Below are 20,178 nucleotides of genomic sequence, written 5' to 3'. Positions count from 1 at the left end.
CCTGCCGGTGCCGGCCGCCGGTGGGCGGCCGGCACCCGTCGTCGCATGCGTGCGCCGTCAGTTGTCCGCAGTGTACGGGACTCTGTCGGTCACGCCCGCGGGGACGCGGGTGTCCGGGGCGGGCTCCGTGACTTCGGCTGTCTCGGTCTCGGCGGACTCGGCCGACTCGGTCTCGGAGGACTCGGTCTCGGCGGGATCGGTGGCGGTGGCGGGCGGTGTCTCGGTGGACGCCGGGAGGGCGAGCGTGAGGGGTTCGCCGGAGGAGGGGGTCCAGCCGGACAGTGCGCCCGCGTACGCCTCGCCGAAGGCGGCGCCGGCCCGGGTCGTGCCGGTGGGCGCGGTCGCGGTGACCGCCAGCCCGTCCGGTGCCTCGACGGTCACGGTGTCGCCGATGCGGTAGGCGGTGACCTCGCCGGCCTGGAGGGCGGCCTGCCAGGCGGCCCGGTCCCGCAGTTCGGTGCCGATGTCCCGCATCCGCAGGTTGACCACCGGGGTGTTCTCGGCGAACAGTGCCGCGTAGCCGTCGAGGACGCCGCTGAGCACCGGGTAGGCGATGCGGTCCTCGGCCAGGTTCGACTGGTGGATGAAGTGCGGCTTCGGGTCGTTGGCCAGGACGTGTCCGAGGGCGATCCGCTTCTCCAGCGGCACGATGACCTCTTCGTATCCCGTGGCTGTGTCCAGGGGGGCCGTGAGGCAGGTGGTGGTGGCGGGGTTGTCCTCGCAGATGCCGCTGCCGCCCTGGGCGCGGGCGGTGTAGATCCAGTTGTACTCGTCGACCTGTTCGGCGGCCCGTCCCGCGTTGTAGAAGACGTTCATCGGGTAGCGCGGGACGGTGGTGGCCGGGCCGACCTGGCGCTGGGCGGGTTCGCGGGAGTTGTCGGAGCCGAGCCAGGCGATGTCGTTGTCGTCGAGGGCGAGCGCCAGGTTGGGGTTGTCCTCGGGCTGCTGCGGCAGCACTTTCATGCCCGAGTGCTCACCGGTGACCAACTCGCCGTTCTCCAGGGGGAGTCCGGCTGTCTCGCCCCAGACCCGGTTGGTGGCTGTCTCGTCGGAGATGTCGTTCCGGCTGACCCACCGGGTGGAGCCGTCGGCGTCGGTCGCGCATCTCCAGGGCACCACGGCGGTGTCCTGGACACAGCCGAGGAAGGGGTGCGAGTAGGTGTGGTTGATCCAGCGGAACTGGTTGCGGTCCGCGATCAGTCGGTCGGTGAGCGCGTCGTCGCCGTTGTTGTCCTCGCGGTGGTCGACGCTGCCGGCGCCGTTGTAGGCGAGGTCGAGGGTGAAGCCCTTCTCGGCCTGCCAGGCGACGGCGTTGTCGACGTCGTCGGGCGTCATCCGGATCGGGTCGGGCTGGGCGTTCGGATCGGTGCAGTCGACGTCGCCGGGGGTGCAGTTGAGGTCGCTGTTCCAGCGGTCGTCGGCGGCGAACACGTCGTCCACGTGGACGGCGAAGTAGTTCCGTGAGGCGCCCAGGTGCACCCCACCGGTCATCCACTCCACGATGCCGCGGGCCAGCAGCCGGAACTGCTGCTGGTACTGGTTGTAGACGAAGGTGACGACGAGTTCACGGCGCCCGTCGTGCCGGTACTCGCCCACCAGGGTGCCCCGCGTGGTCTGCCCGGGGATCGCCGCCTCGACGTAAGGGGTGAAGTCGGCGCCGGTCACGGGGTTCGACAGGTAGGCGTAACTCTCGCCGACGGCGGGGTCGTTGTCCTCGAAGGGCACCGCCCCGTCGAGGTACCCGAAGGGGCCCGACTTCCCGGCGGTGGTCACCTCGGCCTCGGCTCCGTCGATGCTGCCGGAGTAACCGCCGTAGATCGGGTACTGCAAACCGGCTTCTGGACGCGCGTAGGTGTAGGCGTCGACCTGGGGGATCGCGTACGTCTGCTCGTACGTCGCGAGCGCGGCCATCTCGGTGGAACCGGCCGGGAACGGGTTGTCGTTGGGCAGCACGACGGCCTGGAACCTGGCGCGCGGCCGGCCGTCGACGGTGTCCGCGAGGAAGCCGGCGTCGATCACGGGCCGGTCGGCCCGCGTGAGGTCGATCTCGGTGTACGGCGTGCCGGCCGCGGTCAGTTCGGCGGCGATCGCGTCGGTGGACGGGCCACCGTCGCTCACCACCAGCACCCGCAGGTCGACACGGGGTGTCGTGTCGTCGGCGTGGGCCGGGCCGGCCGGCAGGCCGAGCGCGGCGATGAGCGCGCCCGCCGTGAGCACGGCGGTGCGTAAAGTCCGCTTCATGCGGTGAAGTCCCCTCCCCGGGCAGGGGTGAGCACGCCTCTCCTGGAGCGGACGCACCCCCTTGCGTGACGCCGGTGTCCCCCTCAGAACCCAGTCGTCGACGCATCCGTCGCGTCACATAGTGGTGGCTGTGTGTGGCTTTCGTGGTCATGCTGCGAAACATGACGGAAAAGTGCAGGTGTCCAACAGTGCAGATCTGGAACCGAATTGAGCAGATTCCCGTCGCAAGGGAACACGAGACGGGACGATCACGAGGGTCCGGCCCGCTGGTCCGGGCCCTCGACGGCGTACCGGCGGACCGGTCGGGTCCGCCGGGCCGATCGCCAGTGGTCCAGACCACGACGGCTTCCTGAGCGCAGATCATTTCAGGTCACTTCCGTCACGGCCGTCCACTTCGCCCACCGACGGTCAGGCGCAGAGCACCCGGGTCTCGGGTGTGTAGACCGGGCCGCCGCTGAGGTTCGTGCTGTCGCTGAACTCGGCGTAGAAGTACGAGTAGAAGCCGATGTTGCCGTTGCAGCCGGAGTCGGCGCCGATCTCCAGCGTCAGCGTGACGGTGCGGCTCTGGCCGGGCGGGACGGTGGCGCCGTAGTTGGCGCCGAGGTTGGCGGGGCCGGTTCCGGAGCACGGGGTGGCGCCGGCGGCCGTGGCCAGGCTGCAGCCGGTGAAGGAGTACTTCAGGTCGGGGCGCTGGGTGGTCAGCCACGTCGGTTCGATCGTCTGGTAGACGAACCAGATGTCGTAGGTGTTGCTGTTCGTGATCGTCATCGACAGGTTCACCGTGCCGCCGGGCGTGGTGGTGACACTGTCGGTGGCGAACGTCAGCTCCGCGGGTGCCGCGGCGGCAGCGCTCGCGCCGGGGGCCATGCCGAACGCGGCGAGGGCGAGGGCCAGTACGGCACCGAGGCCGAAGCGTCTCATCAGTGGTGATCGCATGGGCCGCGAGGCTAGGCATCCGGCGAGCACACCGTCTCCCCTTGGGGAGGACCGGCGGACGCCCCCCGGCCGGAAGTGTGCGCAGCGTGAAGGAGGTGCGGTGAATCGGTGGGGGCTGCCGGGGGTTCGTATTGGCGCACGGTAACGGGGGTGTGACTGCGGGTGCGACGGGGGTCGATGATGCCCGACCGGCCCCTGGTGCGGAGGGGATGCCATTGGCGCGTATCGAACCTGCCGGGCGGCTCTCCCGTCGGCGCCCGACGCGAAGACTCTCGGCCATCCGCCGATTTCCGGCCCCGGACCGGCGACGGCAGGACGCTGCTGCGCCGCGCCACCCTGGACGACCTGGGGGACGGACCTGAGTCCGGCGAGCGGCGAGCGGCGAGCGGCGAGCGGCGAGCGGCGAGCGGCGAGCGGCGAGCGGCGAGCGGCGAGCGGCGAGCGGCCCGAACGCCCTCGACGTCTTCGACGTGGCGGCCTCCGAGGACACGGTTCACCGCCGCGCCCGTCTGGCGGTTCGCCGGCGCCGAACCGCTCCGGAGCCGCGTCCCCGGCGACCGTGGCGAGCGGCTCTGCGCCGCCGCCGTCGCCGGCACCCGAGCGGTCCGGCTCGACTCGACCACCGGCATCAGCCAAGTGGTGACCCGGGCCGGCCGGGCGGCAGGTGTGACTGACCGGACTCGGGAGAGGTCAGCGGTCCGCCGGACGGATGCCCGGTGGACCGCCGGCGGTCGTCGACGCGGTCGTGACCGCGACCGCGACCGCCGTGACGGCGAGGCCGACGCTGACCCATACGGCATCCCGGTAGTCACCGGTCGTCTCCGTCACGGCGCCGGCGAGCAACGGCCCCACGAACGCGCCGACATTCAGCGCGACGGTGGCGAACGCCCCGTTCAGGGCGGGCGCCTCGGACGCGACGTGCATGACTCGGCCGACGAGCACCGATCCGACCCCGAACGACAGCCCGCCCTGAACGACCGTCACCACGAACAGCGGCACCGCCTGTGTGCTGGTCACAGCCAGTACCGCCCACCCGGCGGGCAGCGCCCACAACGCGAGGACCGCCCCTCGCCGGAGCCGGCCGACGGCCGTACGTCCGGCGAGGTTCACGCCGATGAAGGCGCCCGCGCCGAAGGCGGCGAGCAGCGCGGGGACAGCGGCCGGGGCCAGGCGGGTGATGTCCGTGGCGATGACGGCCAGGTAGGCGAAGGTGGCGAAGGTCGCCCCGTTGACCGTCGCCGCGAGCACCGACGCCGACCGCACCGAACGGGACTTCAGCGTCCGTAGCTCCCGGCGGACCGAGATGTCGTGCCGACGGCCCGCGTCGGCGGGCGCCGAGCGGAACACGAGCGCCAGCGCGGGCAGACACAGGGCAGCGACGGCCCAGAAGGCCGAACGCCACCCGGACCACTCGCCGAGCAGCGCGCCCGCCGGCACACCGGCGACGCACGACAGCGTCACCCCCGACAGCAGTACGGCGGTGGCGCGGGCCCGCCTCTCCGGTGTCACCAGGGCGGTCGCCGCGCTCATCGCGACCGCCAGGAATCCGGCGTTGACGACGGCGGCCACGATCCGGGTGCCGAACAGCACGGCGAAGTCCGTCGTGACCGCGCCGACGACATGTACGGCGATGAACGCGGTCAGGAAGCCGGCGAGTGCGCGGCGGCGTGGCCATCGCGCGCCGAGCGCGGCCATCACCGGCGCGCCGACGACCATCCCGACGGCATAGGCGGACGTCAGGCTCGCGGCGGCTCCCACCGGCACGGACAGATCACGGGCGATGCCCGGTACGAGACCGGACAGCATGAACTCGGAGGTTCCTTGCGCGAAGACGGCAAGGCCGAGGACGTAGAGGAACAGGGGCACGAAGTCGACTCCAGCGTTGGCGTGCGCGGGCATGAACATCCGCGCGCCGGCCGTCGAGCCGCGTCACCTGCTGAGGAGGGGTGAGCTGGACCGGGGCGGACACACGGAGCACGTGTCCGGCCGCTCGGGGCGGGCCGACCGCCGAAACCACCGGTTCCGTCGGATGCTGTAGGCGATCCGCCGCCGGGCGACCGGCGGCTCCGCTCTGTCCGACTCGGGGCTCATCACCCGAGGCACCCTACGTATGGCCTGGCCGGCCATCAACCGGATTCCTGTCCTCTGGCGGGGCCGAGGGGCCGCCACTGCGAAGAGTGACCGTGCCGGCCGCGCGGCGGCGGAGATCAGCGACTGGCCGGTAATACGTACTCCGGTTACGTAGGTCTACGGATGCGTGGGCGCACCCGCTTCGATTGGCTTGCCGGATGCCGGGAGGAGTCGTCCCGCGTGTCTGTGCGTCGTCGGGGATTCCCGGCACTTCGGGCAGGCCTTGTGGGGAGGGGCCCCGGACCGATTGTCAGTGACTGCCGCTAGCGTTCCGCACATCGTCGCACTTGGTCGGGGTTCCCCGGTTCAACTGTGCTTTCTTCTTGTGGAATCGACGCGAGGGGCTGGGGTTCGTGGGTTGGCTGTCGGCGGGTGACGGGTATGAGGTCGCCCTTGTGGAGGGGCGGGTGGCGGCGCGAGCCACCTCGGGCCGGGCGGCGGGGCGGCAGTTGAAGTCGCTGCCGCGCGCGTTGAAGGACCACCCGGAGGTGGACCGGCTGCGGCGATTCGCCCAGTGGCTGGATCGGCACGCTGCGGCGTGTGTCGCGCAGGTGGACGCCTGGATGGTGTCGTCACTGCCCGTGCCCACCGGTCTGCTGGTCCGGGTGTGGCCGGACGAGGCGTGGCAGTTGGCGCTGCGCGACCTGGTGGTCGTCGGCGACGACCCGGACGAGGTGGGCTTCCTGCGGGGCGCCACCGAGTCCGGTGAGCTGAGAATCGTGAACCTGGACGGCGAGACGGTCCGCCTCTCCCCGCGCATGGTCACCCTGCCCCACCCGGTGCTGCTGCCGGACCTCGACGACCTGCGGGAATTCGCGGCGGAGCTGGGCATCGTCCAGCGCGTCGAGCAGATACACCGGGCGACCTGGCGGCGGCCGGACGACCTCGACGCCCGGGCCACCCAGGTGCGGGACTTCACCGGGGGCTCGTTCCGCTCCCGCTTCGCCCTCGCCGCGCGCGCCACGTCGCTGGGCTATCGCGTCTCCGGCGGTTACGCCACCGCCCGGGTGCGGGACGGCGAGCGCACCGTAGAGGCCGCCGTGTGGATCGGGGAGCCGTACTGGGACGACGAGGTGTCGACCGGCAACCTCACCTGGCAGGACCGGGACGGCCGCGACCTGCTGCTGCGCGGGGTGGGGCCGGTGGCCTGGTCGGAGGGGATGCGGATGGCGGCGGCGCTGTACGCGGGCCGTGTGATCGAGGAGGGCAAGGACGCATGAGCGGGGGGACGCAGGTGTCGTACGAGGAACTGCTGGCGGCGGGCGGGGTGCTGCCGCCGGACACCGAGGGGGCCGGTGAGCAGGCCGTGCCGCTGACGGCGCGGACGTACCGTCACCCGGGCCTGGACGACCGGGTGGTGGTGCGGCTGGTCGCCGGGGAGCTGGGCGCGGCGGAGGATCTGGCCGCCGGTTTCCTCGGCCTGGAGCAGGACGCGGAGCCGGCCGTGGTGGGCCTCGGGCCGCGTCGGTCGCTGGGCTTTCCCGAGTGGGTGCTGGTGCATCACCCGGCGGACGGGCACCACGCGCTGGGCGTCGTACCGGACCTGGAGAAGGCGGCCCGGCAGGCGAAGTCCAAGCCGAAGGCGGCCATGGACGCCTATCTGGAGCTGGGCGCGCGGCTGGCGGCCTCGGTGCCGCATTTCCTGCCGACGTTCTACGAGCAGGCCGGGCGGGTGTTCCTCGCGGAGGAGAACGCCACGTACGCGGCGCAGTTGTTCACCCGGGCCCGCAAGGCCGAGGCGGAGCACGGCCTGACGGTCGAGGAGGGGCGGCTCGACGAGGTGTTCCTGGAGTTCGCGCTGGCCGGCGCGCTCCCGGTGAAGGTGCTGTCGGCGTACGCGAAGGAGCTGGCCGCCCGGGTTCCGGCCGAGGAGGCGCTGCGCCGCTTCACCAAGCTGTGCCTGCGCCGCACCGCGGGCGGTATGCCGCCGTCGGCTCAGATGGCGGGCGACCTGCGCAAGCTGGCCCGTGCCGCCGGCCGGGACGCGGATCTGACCGAGCAGGACTATCTGGCCGAGCTGCTGGGCCTGCCGTCCACGCTGCGCGCGGCGGCCGGCTGGTGGAAGGGGCACCGTGCGGCCCTGGTGGCGCTGGCCGGACGTGAGCCGAAGGTGCGGGGCACCCTGCTGGACACGCTCCCTTCGTGCTACGACGACGAGATGCCCGCGATGTGGCTGGGGATGCTGGAGCACTCCGGTGCCACCGCCGGGCTGTGGGACGCCACCCTGCCCGCGGAGCAGCGGCCGCACGACGGTACGGCGGGCTGGCTGGAGCGGTTCCTGGTGTTCCGGGAGCGGGCCCGGTCCTGGAACGGCTCGACCCGGATGCCGGAGCTGTACCCGCTGGTGGAGCGGGCGACGGACGTGCTGCGGGCCGAACTGGCGGGTACGGGCCGCGAGTTGAAGGTCACGCATGACATCGACCTGATCGACCTGCTGCTGTTTTCGGACGTGCCCGTGGCCGCCGTGGAGGGCGGCATGCTGGTGCTGGAGCAGTGGGCCCCGGGCGAGGGGCACCGCGACCTGCTGTCGCTGGCCGCCGCCCCCCGTTTCCACGAGGCCTTCCGGCGGGGCGCGGACCGGTTCGACAACGACGAGCGGGGTCTGCGGGCGATCCGTGTGCTGGCGGCGTCGCCGGGCGGGCGCCCGCTGCTGGCGCAGTGGGTGCGCGGGGTCGTCCGGCGGTTCACCGCCGTCGGTCTGCCCCAGCTGCCCGACGCGCTGTCCCGGCTGAAGTGGCTGCCCGCGGAGGCGCTGGCGCTCGCCGAGGACGAGGTCCGCGCGGCCGTCGCCACCGACCTCTCACCGGTGCTGTCGCGCACGCTGCGCGCCGGGCTCTTCGACGAACTGGGCTGGCCCGCCTGGGAGGACGCGGCCGCCACCCTCGTCCCCAAGAACGACGTCGAGGACCTGATCGTCGCCGACGCCTGGCCCCACCTCATCGTGGCGGGCGCCGCCCAGGCCCGGGTGATCGGCGCCGAGGGCACCCTCCTCACCCACGATCTGCGCATCCCGGCGAACGACAGCTGGGGCGACCCGGGCTTCCACCACGTGGACGGCGAGCTGCTCGTCTACTGGCGCTCCCGCGACGACGGCCTGCGCGGCTACTGGCACACCCGCGCCGACCGCCCCCAGACCCTGGAGGGCCACCGGAGCACCCGAGGCACACAGATGGACTGGTACAAGGCCGGCCTCCCCATCACCCTGCCCCTGCCGGGCGGCGGCCGGACCACCGGCGCGGGCGTCCTGCACGTCGGGGACACCGCGATTCCCGAGGAGCGACGGCTGCTCTTCGACGGCGCCTCGTACTGGGTGTGGTCCAGGGACGGCCAGGACGACACGCACGGCTGGTACGAGTTCGACCCGGCCACGAACAAGCGCGGGCGCATGAGCATGCCCGCCTTCCTGGCCGACGCGCTGCGCGACGCCCCCGCGGGCAGCACCTTGGAAGGCGGCCGGCTCAGCCCTTCGCCGACCGTCGGCCGCGCACCGGCGTCCGCGCCCGTGGACGGAGTGGTCGGCCTGCGCGTGGTCAAGCTGCCCGACGGTTCCCTGCGCGCCCAGGACCTCGCCGGACACACCGTCACCCTGCCCTCGGGCACGAACAGGCCGTCCGCGCTCGTCGTCTTCCCGGGCGACGACCGGGCCCGTGCCGTCGTCCGCGACGGCTGGCAGCTCGACATCGTCGACACGGACGGCGTCGTCACCTCCGTGGCCAAGACCGACCGCACCCCGGGTGTCTTCGGCGAGGGCACGCTGCTGCTGCCGCCGGTGCAGTTCTGGGAGTGCATGACACCCCGCGACCCGGAGGGCTCCGCCGCGCTGCGGAACATCGAACGGGACACGTCGGCGGCCCTGCTGGCAGCCGCCGCCCAGGACGACAAGGAAGCGCTGCCCGATGCGATCCGTACGCTCCTGCCGGTCACCCATGACGCGCTGGTCGCGGGCATCGCCGGGGTCGTGCGCCACGCCGCCGGCCAGCAGGCCGTCCTCGACGCGGCGGCCGTACGGCTCACCCGGGCGCTCGACGGCGGACTGGCGGAGGACGAGGGTCCGGCCGGGCCCGCGGACAGCGTGCTCACCGACGCCGTGAACGGTCTCGGCGTGTCGCACAGCCACTGGTGGAACCGCGACAAGGAGGCCGACACCGTCTTCCGTACGCTGCGCGCGATGCACCGGGCCACCGGACTCTCGGGCGACGCCGTTCCGGACGGGCCGACCGCGCGCCTCCACCTCGACGGGCGCGAGCTGCCGGTCGGTCAGCCGGACATGGGGACGCTGCTCGACCGGGCCATGGCCGTGGCGTTCAGGGCGGCGGCCGGGACGACCTCGGAGGAACACCGGGACGCGCTCAGCGCGCTGCTCACCGAGTTCGACGCACTGGGGCTGTCGTCGGCCGACGGTTCCGCGCGCTGGCGCAAGGTGGACCTGTTCCTGGAGGCCGCCCAGCTGCGTACCCCGTCGGGCGAGTGGCGCGAGGGCAGTTGGAGCGGGCTGCTGGCGTTGGGCGGCGGCGCCTTCGTCGCCGTCGGTATGCGCCGCTCGGAGGAAGAACGCGGCCACTCCTTCACCGGCTTCTTCCACGACCCGACGGCGCGGTTCGAGGCGCCGGAGCCCTACACGCTCCGGTCGTCGTCCCGGCTTGCCGGGGAGGGTGAGGCGGGCCGGCTCGGCGCGTTCCTCGCGGAGCTGGCCGCGCGGGGACCGGCGCCCTGGTTCCCGGAGGCCGCCGAGGAGTTCGCCCGCCGTACCGGGGTCACCGAGACGATGGCCCGGCTCGTCGTGGCCGGTCTGCCGCGGATCGACGTCTATGAGCGCACCTTCCTGACCACGGAGGCCCGCAACGCCATCGGGGTGAAGGCCGCCCCCGCGGCCGTCGCCAAGGACGAGCTGCGCGGCATCGACGCTGAGATCCGCGCCGCGGTGGTGGCCGCGCTGCTGCCCGCCGACCCCGCCCGGCTGTGGACCGAGGGACCGGACGTGGCAGCCGCGGCCGAGGTGTGGAACAGCGAGGTCGGCAAGCGGACGGCCGTCCCCGAGGACTTGCTCAGCGACGCGATCCGGGCGATCAAGCACACCCCGTGGGAGGTGCGGGAGGCCCTGCCCGCACTGCTGGACCCTGCCGGTGAGCCCCGGCTCACCCGGGACCTTCAGTGGGCGGTCGACGGCGACCGGGTCCGGCCCGTCGGCGACGACAAGGTCGGCTTCAAGGTGGACACGCTGGTCGGCTCGGTCGGGCTCGCCGCCTGGCTCGCCCACCGCCTGCCCGCCGGCGACCCGGTCCGGGCCGCACTGCCCGCCGCGCTCACCGCCGTACGCGAACGGCTGGCCCACCCCGGGCTGATGCTCGACCTCGGGCGGTACGTCAACCTCCCCGCGTTCCGGAAGACCGCGGGTGCCCCGACCGAGGTCGGCCAGGGCTTCGAGAGGTACGGCGCCGTCATCCTGGCCACCCACGACGACCAGCCGGCGCCCGGGCTGAAGGTCGCGCTGCTCGACGAGGCCGGCCAGGACCCGTACCTGCCCGTTCTGCGCGCCGATGCCGAGCAGCCCTACGCGGCCGAGGTGGCGCTCCGCCTGGCCCGCTACCCCGGGTACGCGGCCCTCCTCGCCGATCCGGGCGCCCCCTCGGCGGGCGAGCGCGGTGCGGACGGCACCTGGTGGCCGCAGGACCCGAGCCGCTCGGTGCCCGAGCTGGTGACCGAGGCGGCGAAGGAGTACGGCATCGGTGAGGACGCCGCCACGCTCTATCTGATGCTGCTCGCCATGCCCGACCCGACCGACCGGATGACGGCCCGCTGGACGGGGTGGAAGCCGGCCCGGCTCAAGGCGGCCCGTGCCGAACTGGCCGCGGGCGAGCTGGTGGTCGAGGCCAGCCGGACCCGGGCGGGGCGTTCGCTCTTCCTGCCCGGCGGCTGGGTCGATCCGAAGGCGCCGCGCGTTCCGCTGGAGCGGTGGAAGCTGCCGCTGTTCGCCGACCTGATGTTCGGCGAGTACACGCCGTTCGTCGTGATCGTGCCGACCGAACCGGCCGCCGAGCTGTACCGCAGGGCCTGGCAGCGGGTCCTGGACGGCGACGCGCCCCGGTTCGACGAGCTGAAGGTACGGCGGGGGCGCCGCCGCTGAGGGACGGGGCGCGCGCCGCCACCGAGGGGGCGTCTCCGCTGAAGGACCGGGGGCGCCCGGCCACGGTCAGGCGCCCCGGTCCTCCCCCACCCCGCAACGACGGACAGACCCACCTATAAACCACCCACCGACCAACTGACCAACCCGGCAAGGACATTCATGACCCCGACCGACACGGTGACGGCCCCTCCGGCCCGGCAGACCCTGCCCGCCGAGGAGCGCCACGCCACCGAACTCGCCTTCCTCGCCGCCCACGACGAGGGCCCCCGCCCCCCCGGCTGGCGGCTGACCCCGCGCGCCGTGGTCACCTTCGTCTGCGGCAGCGGCGGCGAGACCCTGAAGCCGGCCAAGCCGCACGAGACGCTGCCCGACCGGCTGGTGATCGCCCCCAAGTTCGTCGGCGAACGCGCCCTGGTGGAGCGGTGCGTGGTCACCCTCGCCGGTGAGCGCGGCCTGCTGCTCGTCGGCGAGCCCGGCACCGCCAAGTCGATGCTCTCCGAGCTCCTGTCGGCTGCCGTGAGCGGCACCAGCGCGCTCACTGTGCAGGGCACCGCCGGCACCACCGAGGACGCCTTCCGCTACGGCTGGAACTACGCCCTGCTGCTCGCCCAGGGCCCGACCCCGCAGGCGCTGGTCGACTCGCCGGTGCTCGGCGCCATGCGCTCCGGCCGGGTGGCGCGGATCGAGGAGATCACCCGCTGTCTGCCCGAGGTGCAGGACGCGCTGGTGTCGATCCTGTCCGACCGGCGGGTGAGCGTGCCCGAGCTGTCCGGCACTGACGACGCGCAGGTCGCGGCGGCTCCCGGATTCACCGTCGTCGCCACGGCCAACCTGCGCGACCGGGGTGTCTCGGAGATGTCCGCCGCGCTCAAGCGCCGCTTCAACTTCGAGACCGTGCACCCGATCGCCGACGTCGACGCCGAGACCGCGCTCGTCCGGCGGCAGGCCGAGGCGGCCGTCGAGCGGGCGGGCGCGGCCTTCGGGGTCGACGACGCGGTGCTCGACGTACTGGTCACCGTCTTCCGTGACCTGCGCGAAGGGCGTTCGGCGGAGGGCTGGGACGTGGAGCGTCCCGGCACGGTGATGTCCACCGCCGAGGCCGTGCAGGTCGCCGCCTCCCTCGGGGTGGCCGCCGCCTATCTGCCCGGCGGGGACGCCCTGGACCTCGTCCCCGGCCACCTCCTCGGTGTGGTCCGCAAGGACGACCCGGCCGACCACGCCCGGCTGCTCGGCTACTGGGACGGCCCGGTGCGCCGCCGCGCCGAGGACGGCTCGGCGACCTGGCGCCGCCTCTGGGACCTGCGGGAGAACCTCCGGTGACACTCACTCAGGACCCGCGGGCGGCCGTCACGGCCCTCGCCGACTCCGCCGTGCCGTATCTGCTGGGCGTACGGCACCACAGCCCCGCGCTCGCCGCGGCGGTACCCGCCCTGCTGGACGCCGCCGGCGCCGAGGTCGTCTGCGTGGAACTACCCGCCGACTTCCAGCCCTGGCTCACCCATCTCGCCGACCCCGGCACCCTCGCCCCGGTGGCGCTGGCCGGGGCCGGCGAGGGCGGGCGGCTCGGCTTCTACCCCTTCGCCGACTTCTCCCCCGAACTCGCCGCGGTCCGCTGGGCGCGGGAGCGGGGTGCGGAGGTCGTGTGCTGCGATCTGCCGATGTCCGATCCCGCGTGGAGCGGCGGCGAACACCCCGTCCCGGCCGGTCACGCGCGCAGCGCCGTCGCCATCGCCGAAGCCGTACCCACCGCGTTCGCGGACGCGCTCACCGCCGCCGGGACCGGGCGGGACGGCGACGACCTGTGGGACCGCTGTGTGGAAGTCCTCGCGCCCGGCTGCGCGCCGGAGGCGATCCGGCGTGCCGCCCTCGGCGTGGGGTGGGCGCTGCGCCGTGACGCCGAGTCGGGTGGCGGGGTGCCGTCGGTGGACCTGGCCCGCGAGGCGCACATGCGCGACACGATCGCCCGCGCGGCGGCGGGCGGGCGCCGGGTCGCGGCCGTCATCGGCGCGTTCCACGCCCCGGCGCTCACCGACGTGCCCGGCGCGGCGGCGGCCGGGGCGGAGGAAGCCACGGCGGCGGCCGGGGCGGAGGAAGCCACGGCGGACGGCGCCGTGCCCGCCCCGCGTGCGGCCGGTACGGCGTCAGGGGCCCGGGGCACGGGCCCCGTCGGGGAGCACCCGCCGGTCGCCACGTCACTCGTCCCGTACGCCTTCGATCTGCTGGACTCCCGTTCCGGCTACCCGGCGGGCATCCGGGACCCGCGCTGGCAGCAGGCGGTGTTCACGGCCGGGGGCGACCCCGAGCTGGTGCACGGCGCCGCCGCGCGGGCGATCACCGATGTGTGCCGGGAGCTGCGGGCGGCCGGGCACACGGCCGGCACGGGCGAAGCCACCGAGACACTGCGGATGGCCTGCGACCTGGCCAGTCTCCGGGGGCTCCTGGCGCCCGGGCGGGGCGAGGTGCTGGAGGCGCTGACGACGGTTATGGGCCAGGGCGAACCGCTCGGCCGAGGCCGCGCCCTCGCACGGGCGCTCGACCGGGCCTGGTCGCCGGCGGTGTGCTCGTGCTGCTCATCGTCTGGAACTTCATCTACTTCTTCCCCGTCTACACGGGCCAGACGATTCCGTATGACGGCTGGCGCACCAGGATGTGGCTCGACACCTGGATCTGAGGCCTCAGACCGTGGGGTCGAACCATGTGGGTGTCTCGGACAGCGCCTGCTTGATCCGGAACAGCCCGAACTCGCTCAGGTCGGGCAGGGCGTCCAGCGAGAACCAGCCGACGTCCAGCGACTCGTCGTCGTTGACGCGTGCCTCACCGCCGACGGCCCGGCAGTGGAACGTGGTGTCCATGTACTGGCAGACGTCTCCGTTGTCGTACAGCACCTGGTCCAACGCCTGGACCAGGACGACCCGTTCGGCCACGCACCGGACCGCCGTCTCCTCGAAGACCTCCCGCACGGCACAGGCCGCGGGCTGCTCCCCCGGCTCCGGAATGCCGCCGATCAGCGACCACTTGCCGTTGTCGGAGCGGCGGTTGAGCAGCACTCTGCCCTCGTCGTCGAAGACGAGGGCCGTGACTCCGGGGAGCCAGAGCAGCTGGTTGCCCGCGGAGGAACGGAGTGTGCGGATGAAATCAGGGGTAGCCATGGACCCGACCCTAACGGGCCATTTCCGTCACACCCCTGGTTCGAGGACGCGCACGAGAGGCGTACGACTACACGCCACCGGCGCGCCTCCCGCGCACACCGGCCCCGATCGCCCAGCCGAGCCCACCCGCCGCGACCAGCACCAGAAGCATCTCGGGCAGGATGCCGAGCTCGGTGGCGGGGGTCCGCGAGGAGCGCAGGGGCACCTCCTGGACCAGCGAGTCCGCGACGAACATCCCGGTCTTCTGCGTGATCTCCCCGTCCGGCATGATGATCGCGCTGACGCCGCTGGTCACCGGCACGGCGACGGTACGGCTGTGCTCGACGGCACGGACCCGGGACATGGCGAGCTGCTGGTAGGTCATCTCGCTGCGGTCGAAGGTCGCGTTGTTGCTCGGGACCGAGATCAGCTGCGCGCCGTCGGTGACCTCGGAGCGCACGGCCCAGTCGAAGGCCGCCTCATAGCAGGTGGCGAGGCCGATCTTGGCGCCGTCCATGGTGAACACACCGGGGTCGGTGCCCCGGCTGAAGTCCTGGCGGACCATCGACGTCCACTCGCTGTTGATGGCCCCGACGAGCGACCGCAGCGGAAGGTACTCGCCGAACGGCTGGATCTGCCGCTTGTCGTAGGTGTCGATGGGGCCCTTCTCCGGGTCCCAGAGGATCTGCTCGTTGTAGAGCTTGCCGTCCCGCTCGACCACCCCGCCGACGGAGATGGGGGCACCGATGGCGGTGGCCGCCTTGTCGATCACCGCGCGCGCGTCGGGGTTGGCGAAGGGATCGATGTCGGAGGAGTTCTCCGGCCACAGCACGAAGTCGGGCTGCTCGGCCTTGCCTGCCTCGACCTCGGCGGCCAGGCGCTCCGTCTCACGCGCGTGGTAGTCGAGGACGGCCCGGCGCTGGGAGTTGAAGTCCAGGCCGAGCCGGGGGACGTTGCCCTGGATGACGGCGACCGTCGCGGTGCCGTCCTCGGCCTTGTCGCTCACCAGGGTGCGCGCGGAGAGGGCGGCCACGAACGGGACCGCCAGACTGAGCAGTGCCAGGTTGGCGGCCAGCCACCGCACCTCGCCGGTGCGCCGCCGCTCCACGCCGAGGCGAATCAGTTCGCCGAGGCCGAAGCCGCCGAGGACGACCGCGAAGCCCAGGACGGGCGTACCGCCCAGCGCGGCCAGCGGCAGGAAGACGCCGTCCGCCTGGCCGAACGCGATCTTGCCCCAGGGGAAGCCGTTGAACGGGGCACGCGCGCGTGCCGCCTCACCGGCGATCCACAGCGCGGCGGCCCAGACCGGCCAGCCGGGCAGCTTCGACACGGCGGCGACGCCCGCGCCGACGAGCGCCACGAACACCGCCTCGATGACGACGAGCGCGAGCCACGGGCCGGGGCCGACCTCCACACCGGTCCACACGAGCAGCGGCAGCAGGAATCCGAGGCCGAAGAGATAGCCGAGGCCGAGCCCCGCCTTCCAGCCACGTCCGCGCAGCACCCAGCCGAAGACCGCGAAGGCCGGCAGGGCCAGCCACCACAGGGTCCGGGGCGGGAAGCTGACGTACAGCAGCACCCCGGAGAGTGCCGCGGCGGCGGCCGGGAGGAGCCTGGCGACCCAGCGGGAGACCCGGGAGACGGGCGCGGCCGGGGGTTCGAGCTGTTCCGGCTCGTCTACGGGAGTGGCGGTGACGGTCACTCGGGGAGTGTACGGCGCGTCACCCCGGCGCCGACAGCGCGGTCCGTCCGGTCCCGGTGAGGCATTTGTCGCACATCCGCCGCAACGTTTCTGCGCAACTCGTCCACAAACCGGCGCATCACCCGTTACGGTGTGCCCCGAGCCTCTGACGTGCGGCCGGAGGTGGCCGAGCGGTCGGGGCCCGGCACAGTCGGGGGGCGACGGGTTGGGGTCCACGGGGACGGAGTCCGCGGCCGGTGCGTCGGCCGCGCGGGACAGACGGAACGTTTCCGATGTCACGGGCGTGATCATGCTCGGGGCGTGCGCGGCCTGGTCGTTGATCACGGCGGGGCGGGGTGGACGCCCGGAGGGTGTGCTGCTCGCGGTGCTGGCGCTGGCCGCCGGTTACGCGGCGGGCCGGATCTGTGGGGCGCTGCTGCCGGTCGTCGCGCCCGGCACTGCCGCCCTCGCCGGTCTCGGCCTGGCCGTCACCGCCCCGCACACCATGGCGGGCTCACCCCTGATCTCGCCGCTCGGGCACACGGGCGCGACCGCGGCACTGCTGGCCCTCTCCGCGGGCGCCGCCTGCTGCGCCGCGTGGGCGGCCCGCCCGCCCGGGCCGCGGCGGGCCCTGCGCCTGCTGGCCGCCGGGGTCGTGGTGACCGCGGCCGTACTGGGCTCGTCCGCGGGCTTCGCCGCGAGCACCGCGGTGCTGCTGTGTTCGCTCGCCGCAGCCCGGATGCGCCACCGGGGCCCGGGGCTCACGGGGTTCGCGCTCGCCACGAGTCTGGTGACGGCGACGACCTGGGCGATCGCCGAAGGCGCACTGCCGACCGGGCTGACCGACTCACTGGCGGGTCCGCTCACCCCGCACCGCGTCCTGCTGTGGCAGGACGCGCTCACCCTGGCCCACGACGAGCCGCTGCTGGGCGCGGGGCCCGGCAGGTTCGGGGAGCTCAGCCCGACGATCGCCGGGTCGCTGTCACCTGACGGCAAGCCCCACTCGGCGCCGCTGCAACTGGCGGCCGAGCAGGGCCTCATCGGTGTCGCCCTGCTGGCCGCGGTGTTCGGCTGGGTCCTGTACATGCTGTGGCGCACCCCTCGCCCCACTCCGGTCGTCCTCAGCGCGGGCGCGGCCCTGACCGCGCTGGCCACGATCGCGACGGTCGGCAACGCGGTGAGCTTCACGACGGTGACGGCGGGCGCGGGCCTCCTCGCGGGGATGGCGACGGCGCTCCCCCTCACGGGGGAGGGGGACGGTGTCGGCGACGCCCCGTAGCCGGGGGTGTCAGCGCGCGGCGCCGGATGCCTTAGGGCTCAGCCGGGCGCGGATGACGCTCACGGCCGTCTCCGCGTTGTCCACGGTGATCGTGAAGGTGTGGCCGTCCCAGAGGCGCAGTACCACGGCCTCGCCCCGTCGTACGACGACGGCGGTGCCCTTCTCGGGCCGCCAGCGGTAGCCCCAGCCGCCCCACTGGTGGGGGGTGACGCACGGCTCGAAGACGGCGTCGGCGACCTCGGAGAGCGGGATGCGGCGGCGCGGCACGCCGATGTGGCCGCAGCGCACTTCGAGGCAGTCCTGGTCGACCCGGACGGAGACGTGCACGAACGCGAGGGTGCCGAAGAGGACGAGGAGCCCGGCCGTGATGCAGCCGACGACCGACATGACGAGCGGGGCGGTGCCGGACGTCCATGCGGAGTCGACCGCGAGTTCGATGCCCAGTGCCATGCAGGCGGCCCCGCCGAGCGCCAGGAGCCACTGGGCTCGGTTGGTCGCGCGGCCGGTCCAGACCTCGGGGTGCGGGGCTTCGGGGGTGCCCGTCTCGCCGTGGGGGTGGTCCCTCATGGCTTCGAGAGTACCCAGGTTCCGCTATGCGGGCACCTGGTCGCGGAACGTCACTGCTCCGGGCGGGCGGCCAGTGCGGGAGTGACCGTCTGCAGCAGTCTCCCCTCCTCGTAGGCCAGTGCCGCGGCGGGCAGTGAGCCCTCTCGTCCGCTGAGGATGACCGTCAGCGTCGCCTCGTTCCAGCCCGCCTCGGGCGCCGGGAGCTCACCTATGCGGCGCAGCGCCTGGGCGGCCACGGCGCCCGCGGAACCGTGCAGGACCAGGGGCGGGCGGCCGGGCTGCCGGACGGCGGCGCGGATGCGTTCGGCGACCAGCTCGTAATGGGTGCAGCCCAGGACGACGGTCGTCACATCGGCGGGCGTCAGCGCCGCGGCTGCGGCGATCGCCGCGTCGATCGCGGCCTCGTCGGCGTGCTCCACGGCCTCGGCCAGTCCCCAGCAGGGCACTTCGGTGACCCGCACACCGTCGGCGAACTCCTCGATGAGGCCGCGCTGGTAGGGGCTGCCGGTGGTGGCGGGCGTGGCCCAGATGGTGAAGGGGCCGCCGCCGGACGCGGCCGGTTTGATCGCCGGGACCGTGCCGATGACCGGCAGGCCGGGTTCGAGGAGGGCGCGCAGCGCGGGCAGGGCGTGCACGGACGCGGTGTTGCAGCCGACGATCAGGGCGTCGGGCCGGTGCGCGGCCGCCGCCTCGGCGACGGCGAGGGCACGCTCCGTCAGGTCCTGTGTGGTGCGCGGGCCCCAGGGCATGCCGTCGGGGTCCGAGGAGATCACGAGATCCGCGTCGGGCCGCAGTCGCCGTACCGCGGCGGCGGCGGGGAGCAGACCGATACCGGAGTCCATGAGCGCGATCTTCACCCGGCCACGATAGACGATGGCCTCGGTGGGACCGTCGGCGTGGGGCAGACTGCGGACGTGAGCGCCATCGCGTGGACCGCCGCCGGATCACTCGCCGCCTGGTTGTGGCTGCTGCTCGGCCAGGGCTTCTTCTGGCGCACCGACGTGCGCCTGCCACCCCGGCGCGATCCCGACGACTGGCCGTACGTCTGTGTCGTCGTCCCCGCGCGCGACGAGGCAGCCGTCCTGCCCGCGAGCCTGCCGTCACTGCTGGCCCAGGACTATCCGGGCCGGGCGGAGGTCTTCCTGGTCGACGACGGCAGTACGGACGGGACCGCCGAGCTGGCCCGTGCCCTGGCCCGGCGGCACGGCGGTCTGCCCCTGACCGTCTCCTCGCCCGGGGAGCCACCCGCCGGCTGGACGGGCAAGCTCTGGGCCGTACGGCACGGCATGGCGCTGGCACGCGCGCGCGGACCCGAGTTCCTGCTGCTGACGGACGCGGACATCGCCCATCGGCCGGACAGTCTGCGCGCGTTGGTGGCGGCCGCGCGCACCGGCGGCTTCGACCTGGTGTCGCAGATGGCGCGGCTGCGTGCCGAGAGCGTGTGGGAACGGCTCGTCGTGCCCGCGTTCGTGTATTTCTTCGCCCAGCTCTATCCGTTCCGGTGGATCGGCGTACGGGGTGCGCGCACGGCGGCCGCGGCGGGCGGCTGTGTGCTGCTGCGGACCGAGGCCGCCGAGCGGGCGCGGATTCCGGAGGCGATCCGGCAGGCCGTCATCGACGACGTGGCTCTGGCCAGGGCGGTCAAGGGGAGCGGCGGCCACATCTGGCTGGGGCTGGCCGAGCGGGTGGACAGCGTGCGGCCCTACCCCCGGCTGCACGACCTGTGGCACATGGTCGCGCGCAGCGCCTACGCCCAGCTGCTGCACAATCCGCTGCTGCTCGCCGGCACTGTCCTCGGTCTGGCGCTGGTCTATCTCGTCCCGCCGGCAGCACTCCTGGCGGGTCTCGCCTCGGGGAGCCTGCCGACGGCGCTCTTCGGCGGGCTCGCCTGGCTGCTGATGACGGTGACCTACGTGCCGATGCTCCGCCACTACGGTCAGCCGCTGGGGCTCGCTCCCCTGCTGCCGTTCACCGCGTTCCTGTACCTGCTGATGACGGTCGACTCCGCCGTGCGGCACTACCGGGGACGGGGTGCGGCCTGGAAGGGCCGCACCTACGCGCGCCCGGACCCGGTCCCGGACGAGGGCTAGTC

General features: G+C 73.5%; 12 protein-coding genes and 1 pseudogene. 6 read left to right on the top strand and 7 right to left on the bottom strand.

What is annotated here, in order from left to right; all coding sequences use genetic code 11:
* Positions 1–57 precede the first annotated feature (57 nt).
* From I8N67_RS28445 to I8N67_RS28435, 3 genes are all read right to left on the bottom strand, one after another.
* Positions 58–2,241, bottom strand: a complete 2,184-nt coding sequence (locus tag I8N67_RS28445) for a hypothetical protein (RefSeq protein ID WP_200307049.1) — start codon at positions 2,239–2,241, stop codon at positions 58–60.
* Positions 2,242–2,649: 408 nt separating this feature from the next.
* Complete coding sequence (locus I8N67_RS28440) at positions 2,650–3,162, bottom strand: hypothetical protein (protein WP_234046431.1); 513 nt, start codon at positions 3,160–3,162, stop codon at positions 2,650–2,652.
* Between the two features lie 705 nt (positions 3,163–3,867).
* A complete protein-coding gene (locus I8N67_RS28435; RefSeq protein ID WP_234046430.1) occupies positions 3,868–5,076 on the bottom strand; it encodes a Cmx/CmrA family chloramphenicol efflux MFS transporter in 1,209 nt (402 codons plus the stop codon).
* A 584-nt stretch (positions 5,077–5,660) separates the two neighbouring features.
* On the opposite strand from I8N67_RS28435, the gene I8N67_RS28430 reads away from it, so the two are divergent.
* The 4 genes and pseudogenes from I8N67_RS28430 to I8N67_RS43040 form a co-directional block, all read left to right on the top strand.
* A complete protein-coding gene (locus tag I8N67_RS28430) occupies positions 5,661–6,527 on the top strand; it encodes a DUF4132 domain-containing protein (RefSeq protein WP_200307045.1) in 867 nt (288 codons plus the stop codon).
* Complete coding sequence (locus I8N67_RS28425) at positions 6,524–11,431, top strand: DNA-binding protein (RefSeq protein WP_200307043.1); 4,908 nt, start codon at positions 6,524–6,526, stop codon at positions 11,429–11,431. The genes I8N67_RS28430 and I8N67_RS28425 overlap by 4 nt, the downstream gene beginning before the upstream one ends.
* A 159-nt stretch (positions 11,432–11,590) precedes the next feature.
* The gene (locus I8N67_RS28420) at positions 11,591–12,751 is read left to right on the top strand and encodes an ATP-binding protein (protein WP_200307042.1); all 1,161 of its coding nucleotides are present in this window, start codon (positions 11,591–11,593) and stop codon (positions 12,749–12,751) included.
* Positions 12,748–13,968: pseudogene (locus I8N67_RS43040) on the top strand (DUF5682 family protein); the annotation flags it as partial. The gene I8N67_RS28420 and the pseudogene I8N67_RS43040, both read left to right, overlap by 4 nt.
* 138 nt (positions 13,969–14,106) lie before the next feature.
* Here the strand turns inward: I8N67_RS43040 and I8N67_RS28410 are convergent.
* Together I8N67_RS28410 and lnt are read right to left on the bottom strand one after the other, a co-directional pair.
* A complete protein-coding gene (locus I8N67_RS28410) occupies positions 14,107–14,580 on the bottom strand; it encodes an NUDIX hydrolase (protein ID WP_200307038.1) in 474 nt (157 codons plus the stop codon).
* Between the two features lie 67 nt (positions 14,581–14,647).
* The gene (lnt, locus tag I8N67_RS28405; protein WP_200307036.1) at positions 14,648–16,261 is read right to left on the bottom strand and encodes an apolipoprotein N-acyltransferase; all 1,614 of its coding nucleotides are present in this window, start codon (positions 16,259–16,261) and stop codon (positions 14,648–14,650) included.
* 283 nt (positions 16,262–16,544) lie between these two features.
* Here lnt and I8N67_RS28400 point away from each other — a divergent pair, with 283 nt between their 5' ends.
* Positions 16,545–17,519, top strand: coding sequence for an O-antigen ligase family protein (locus I8N67_RS28400; RefSeq protein ID WP_307835396.1), 975 nt, complete (start codon positions 16,545–16,547; stop codon positions 17,517–17,519).
* Positions 17,520–17,528: 9 nt separating this feature from the next.
* Here I8N67_RS28400 and I8N67_RS28395 read toward each other — a convergent pair whose 3' ends face one another.
* Both I8N67_RS28395 and I8N67_RS28390 read right to left on the bottom strand, forming a co-directional pair.
* The gene (locus tag I8N67_RS28395; protein ID WP_200307033.1) at positions 17,529–18,086 is read right to left on the bottom strand and encodes a hypothetical protein; all 558 of its coding nucleotides are present in this window, start codon (positions 18,084–18,086) and stop codon (positions 17,529–17,531) included.
* A 50-nt stretch (positions 18,087–18,136) separates the two neighbouring features.
* A complete protein-coding gene (locus I8N67_RS28390) occupies positions 18,137–18,943 on the bottom strand; it encodes a glutamate racemase (RefSeq protein ID WP_200307031.1) in 807 nt (268 codons plus the stop codon).
* A gap of 57 nt (positions 18,944–19,000) precedes the next feature.
* Between I8N67_RS28390 and I8N67_RS28385 the strand changes: the two genes are divergently transcribed.
* A complete protein-coding gene (locus tag I8N67_RS28385; RefSeq protein ID WP_200307029.1) occupies positions 19,001–20,176 on the top strand; it encodes a glycosyltransferase in 1,176 nt (391 codons plus the stop codon).
* The last annotated feature ends 2 nt before the right edge of the window (positions 20,177–20,178 follow it).

Origin of the sequence: Streptomyces adelaidensis (genome assembly GCF_016598475.1) — a bacterium.
Lineage (GTDB): Bacteria > Actinomycetota > Actinomycetes > Streptomycetales > Streptomycetaceae > Streptomyces > Streptomyces adelaidensis.
The sequence above is the reverse complement of the archived record's forward strand: the minus strand, read 5'-3'. Positions and strand labels throughout refer to the sequence as shown.

Excerpts from the sequence above, each read along its gene's own strand:
- I8N67_RS28445 (WP_200307049.1), bottom strand. The coding sequence starts at position 2,241 with ATGAAGCGGACTTTACGCACCGCCGTGCTCACGGCGGGCGCGCTCATC.
- I8N67_RS28440 (WP_234046431.1), bottom strand. The coding sequence starts at position 3,162 with ATGAGACGCTTCGGCCTCGGTGCCGTACTGGCCCTCGCCCTCGCCGCG.
- I8N67_RS28435 (WP_234046430.1), bottom strand. The coding sequence starts at position 5,076 with ATGCCCGCGCACGCCAACGCTGGAGTCGACTTCGTGCCCCTGTTCCTC.
- I8N67_RS28425 (WP_200307043.1), top strand. The coding sequence starts at position 6,524 with ATGAGCGGGGGGACGCAGGTGTCGTACGAGGAACTGCTGGCGGCGGGC.
- I8N67_RS28420 (WP_200307042.1), top strand. The coding sequence starts at position 11,591 with ATGACCCCGACCGACACGGTGACGGCCCCTCCGGCCCGGCAGACCCTG.
- I8N67_RS28410 (WP_200307038.1), bottom strand. The coding sequence starts at position 14,580 with ATGGCTACCCCTGATTTCATCCGCACACTCCGTTCCTCCGCGGGCAAC.
- I8N67_RS28395 (WP_200307033.1), bottom strand. The coding sequence starts at position 18,086 with ATGAGGGACCACCCCCACGGCGAGACGGGCACCCCCGAAGCCCCGCAC.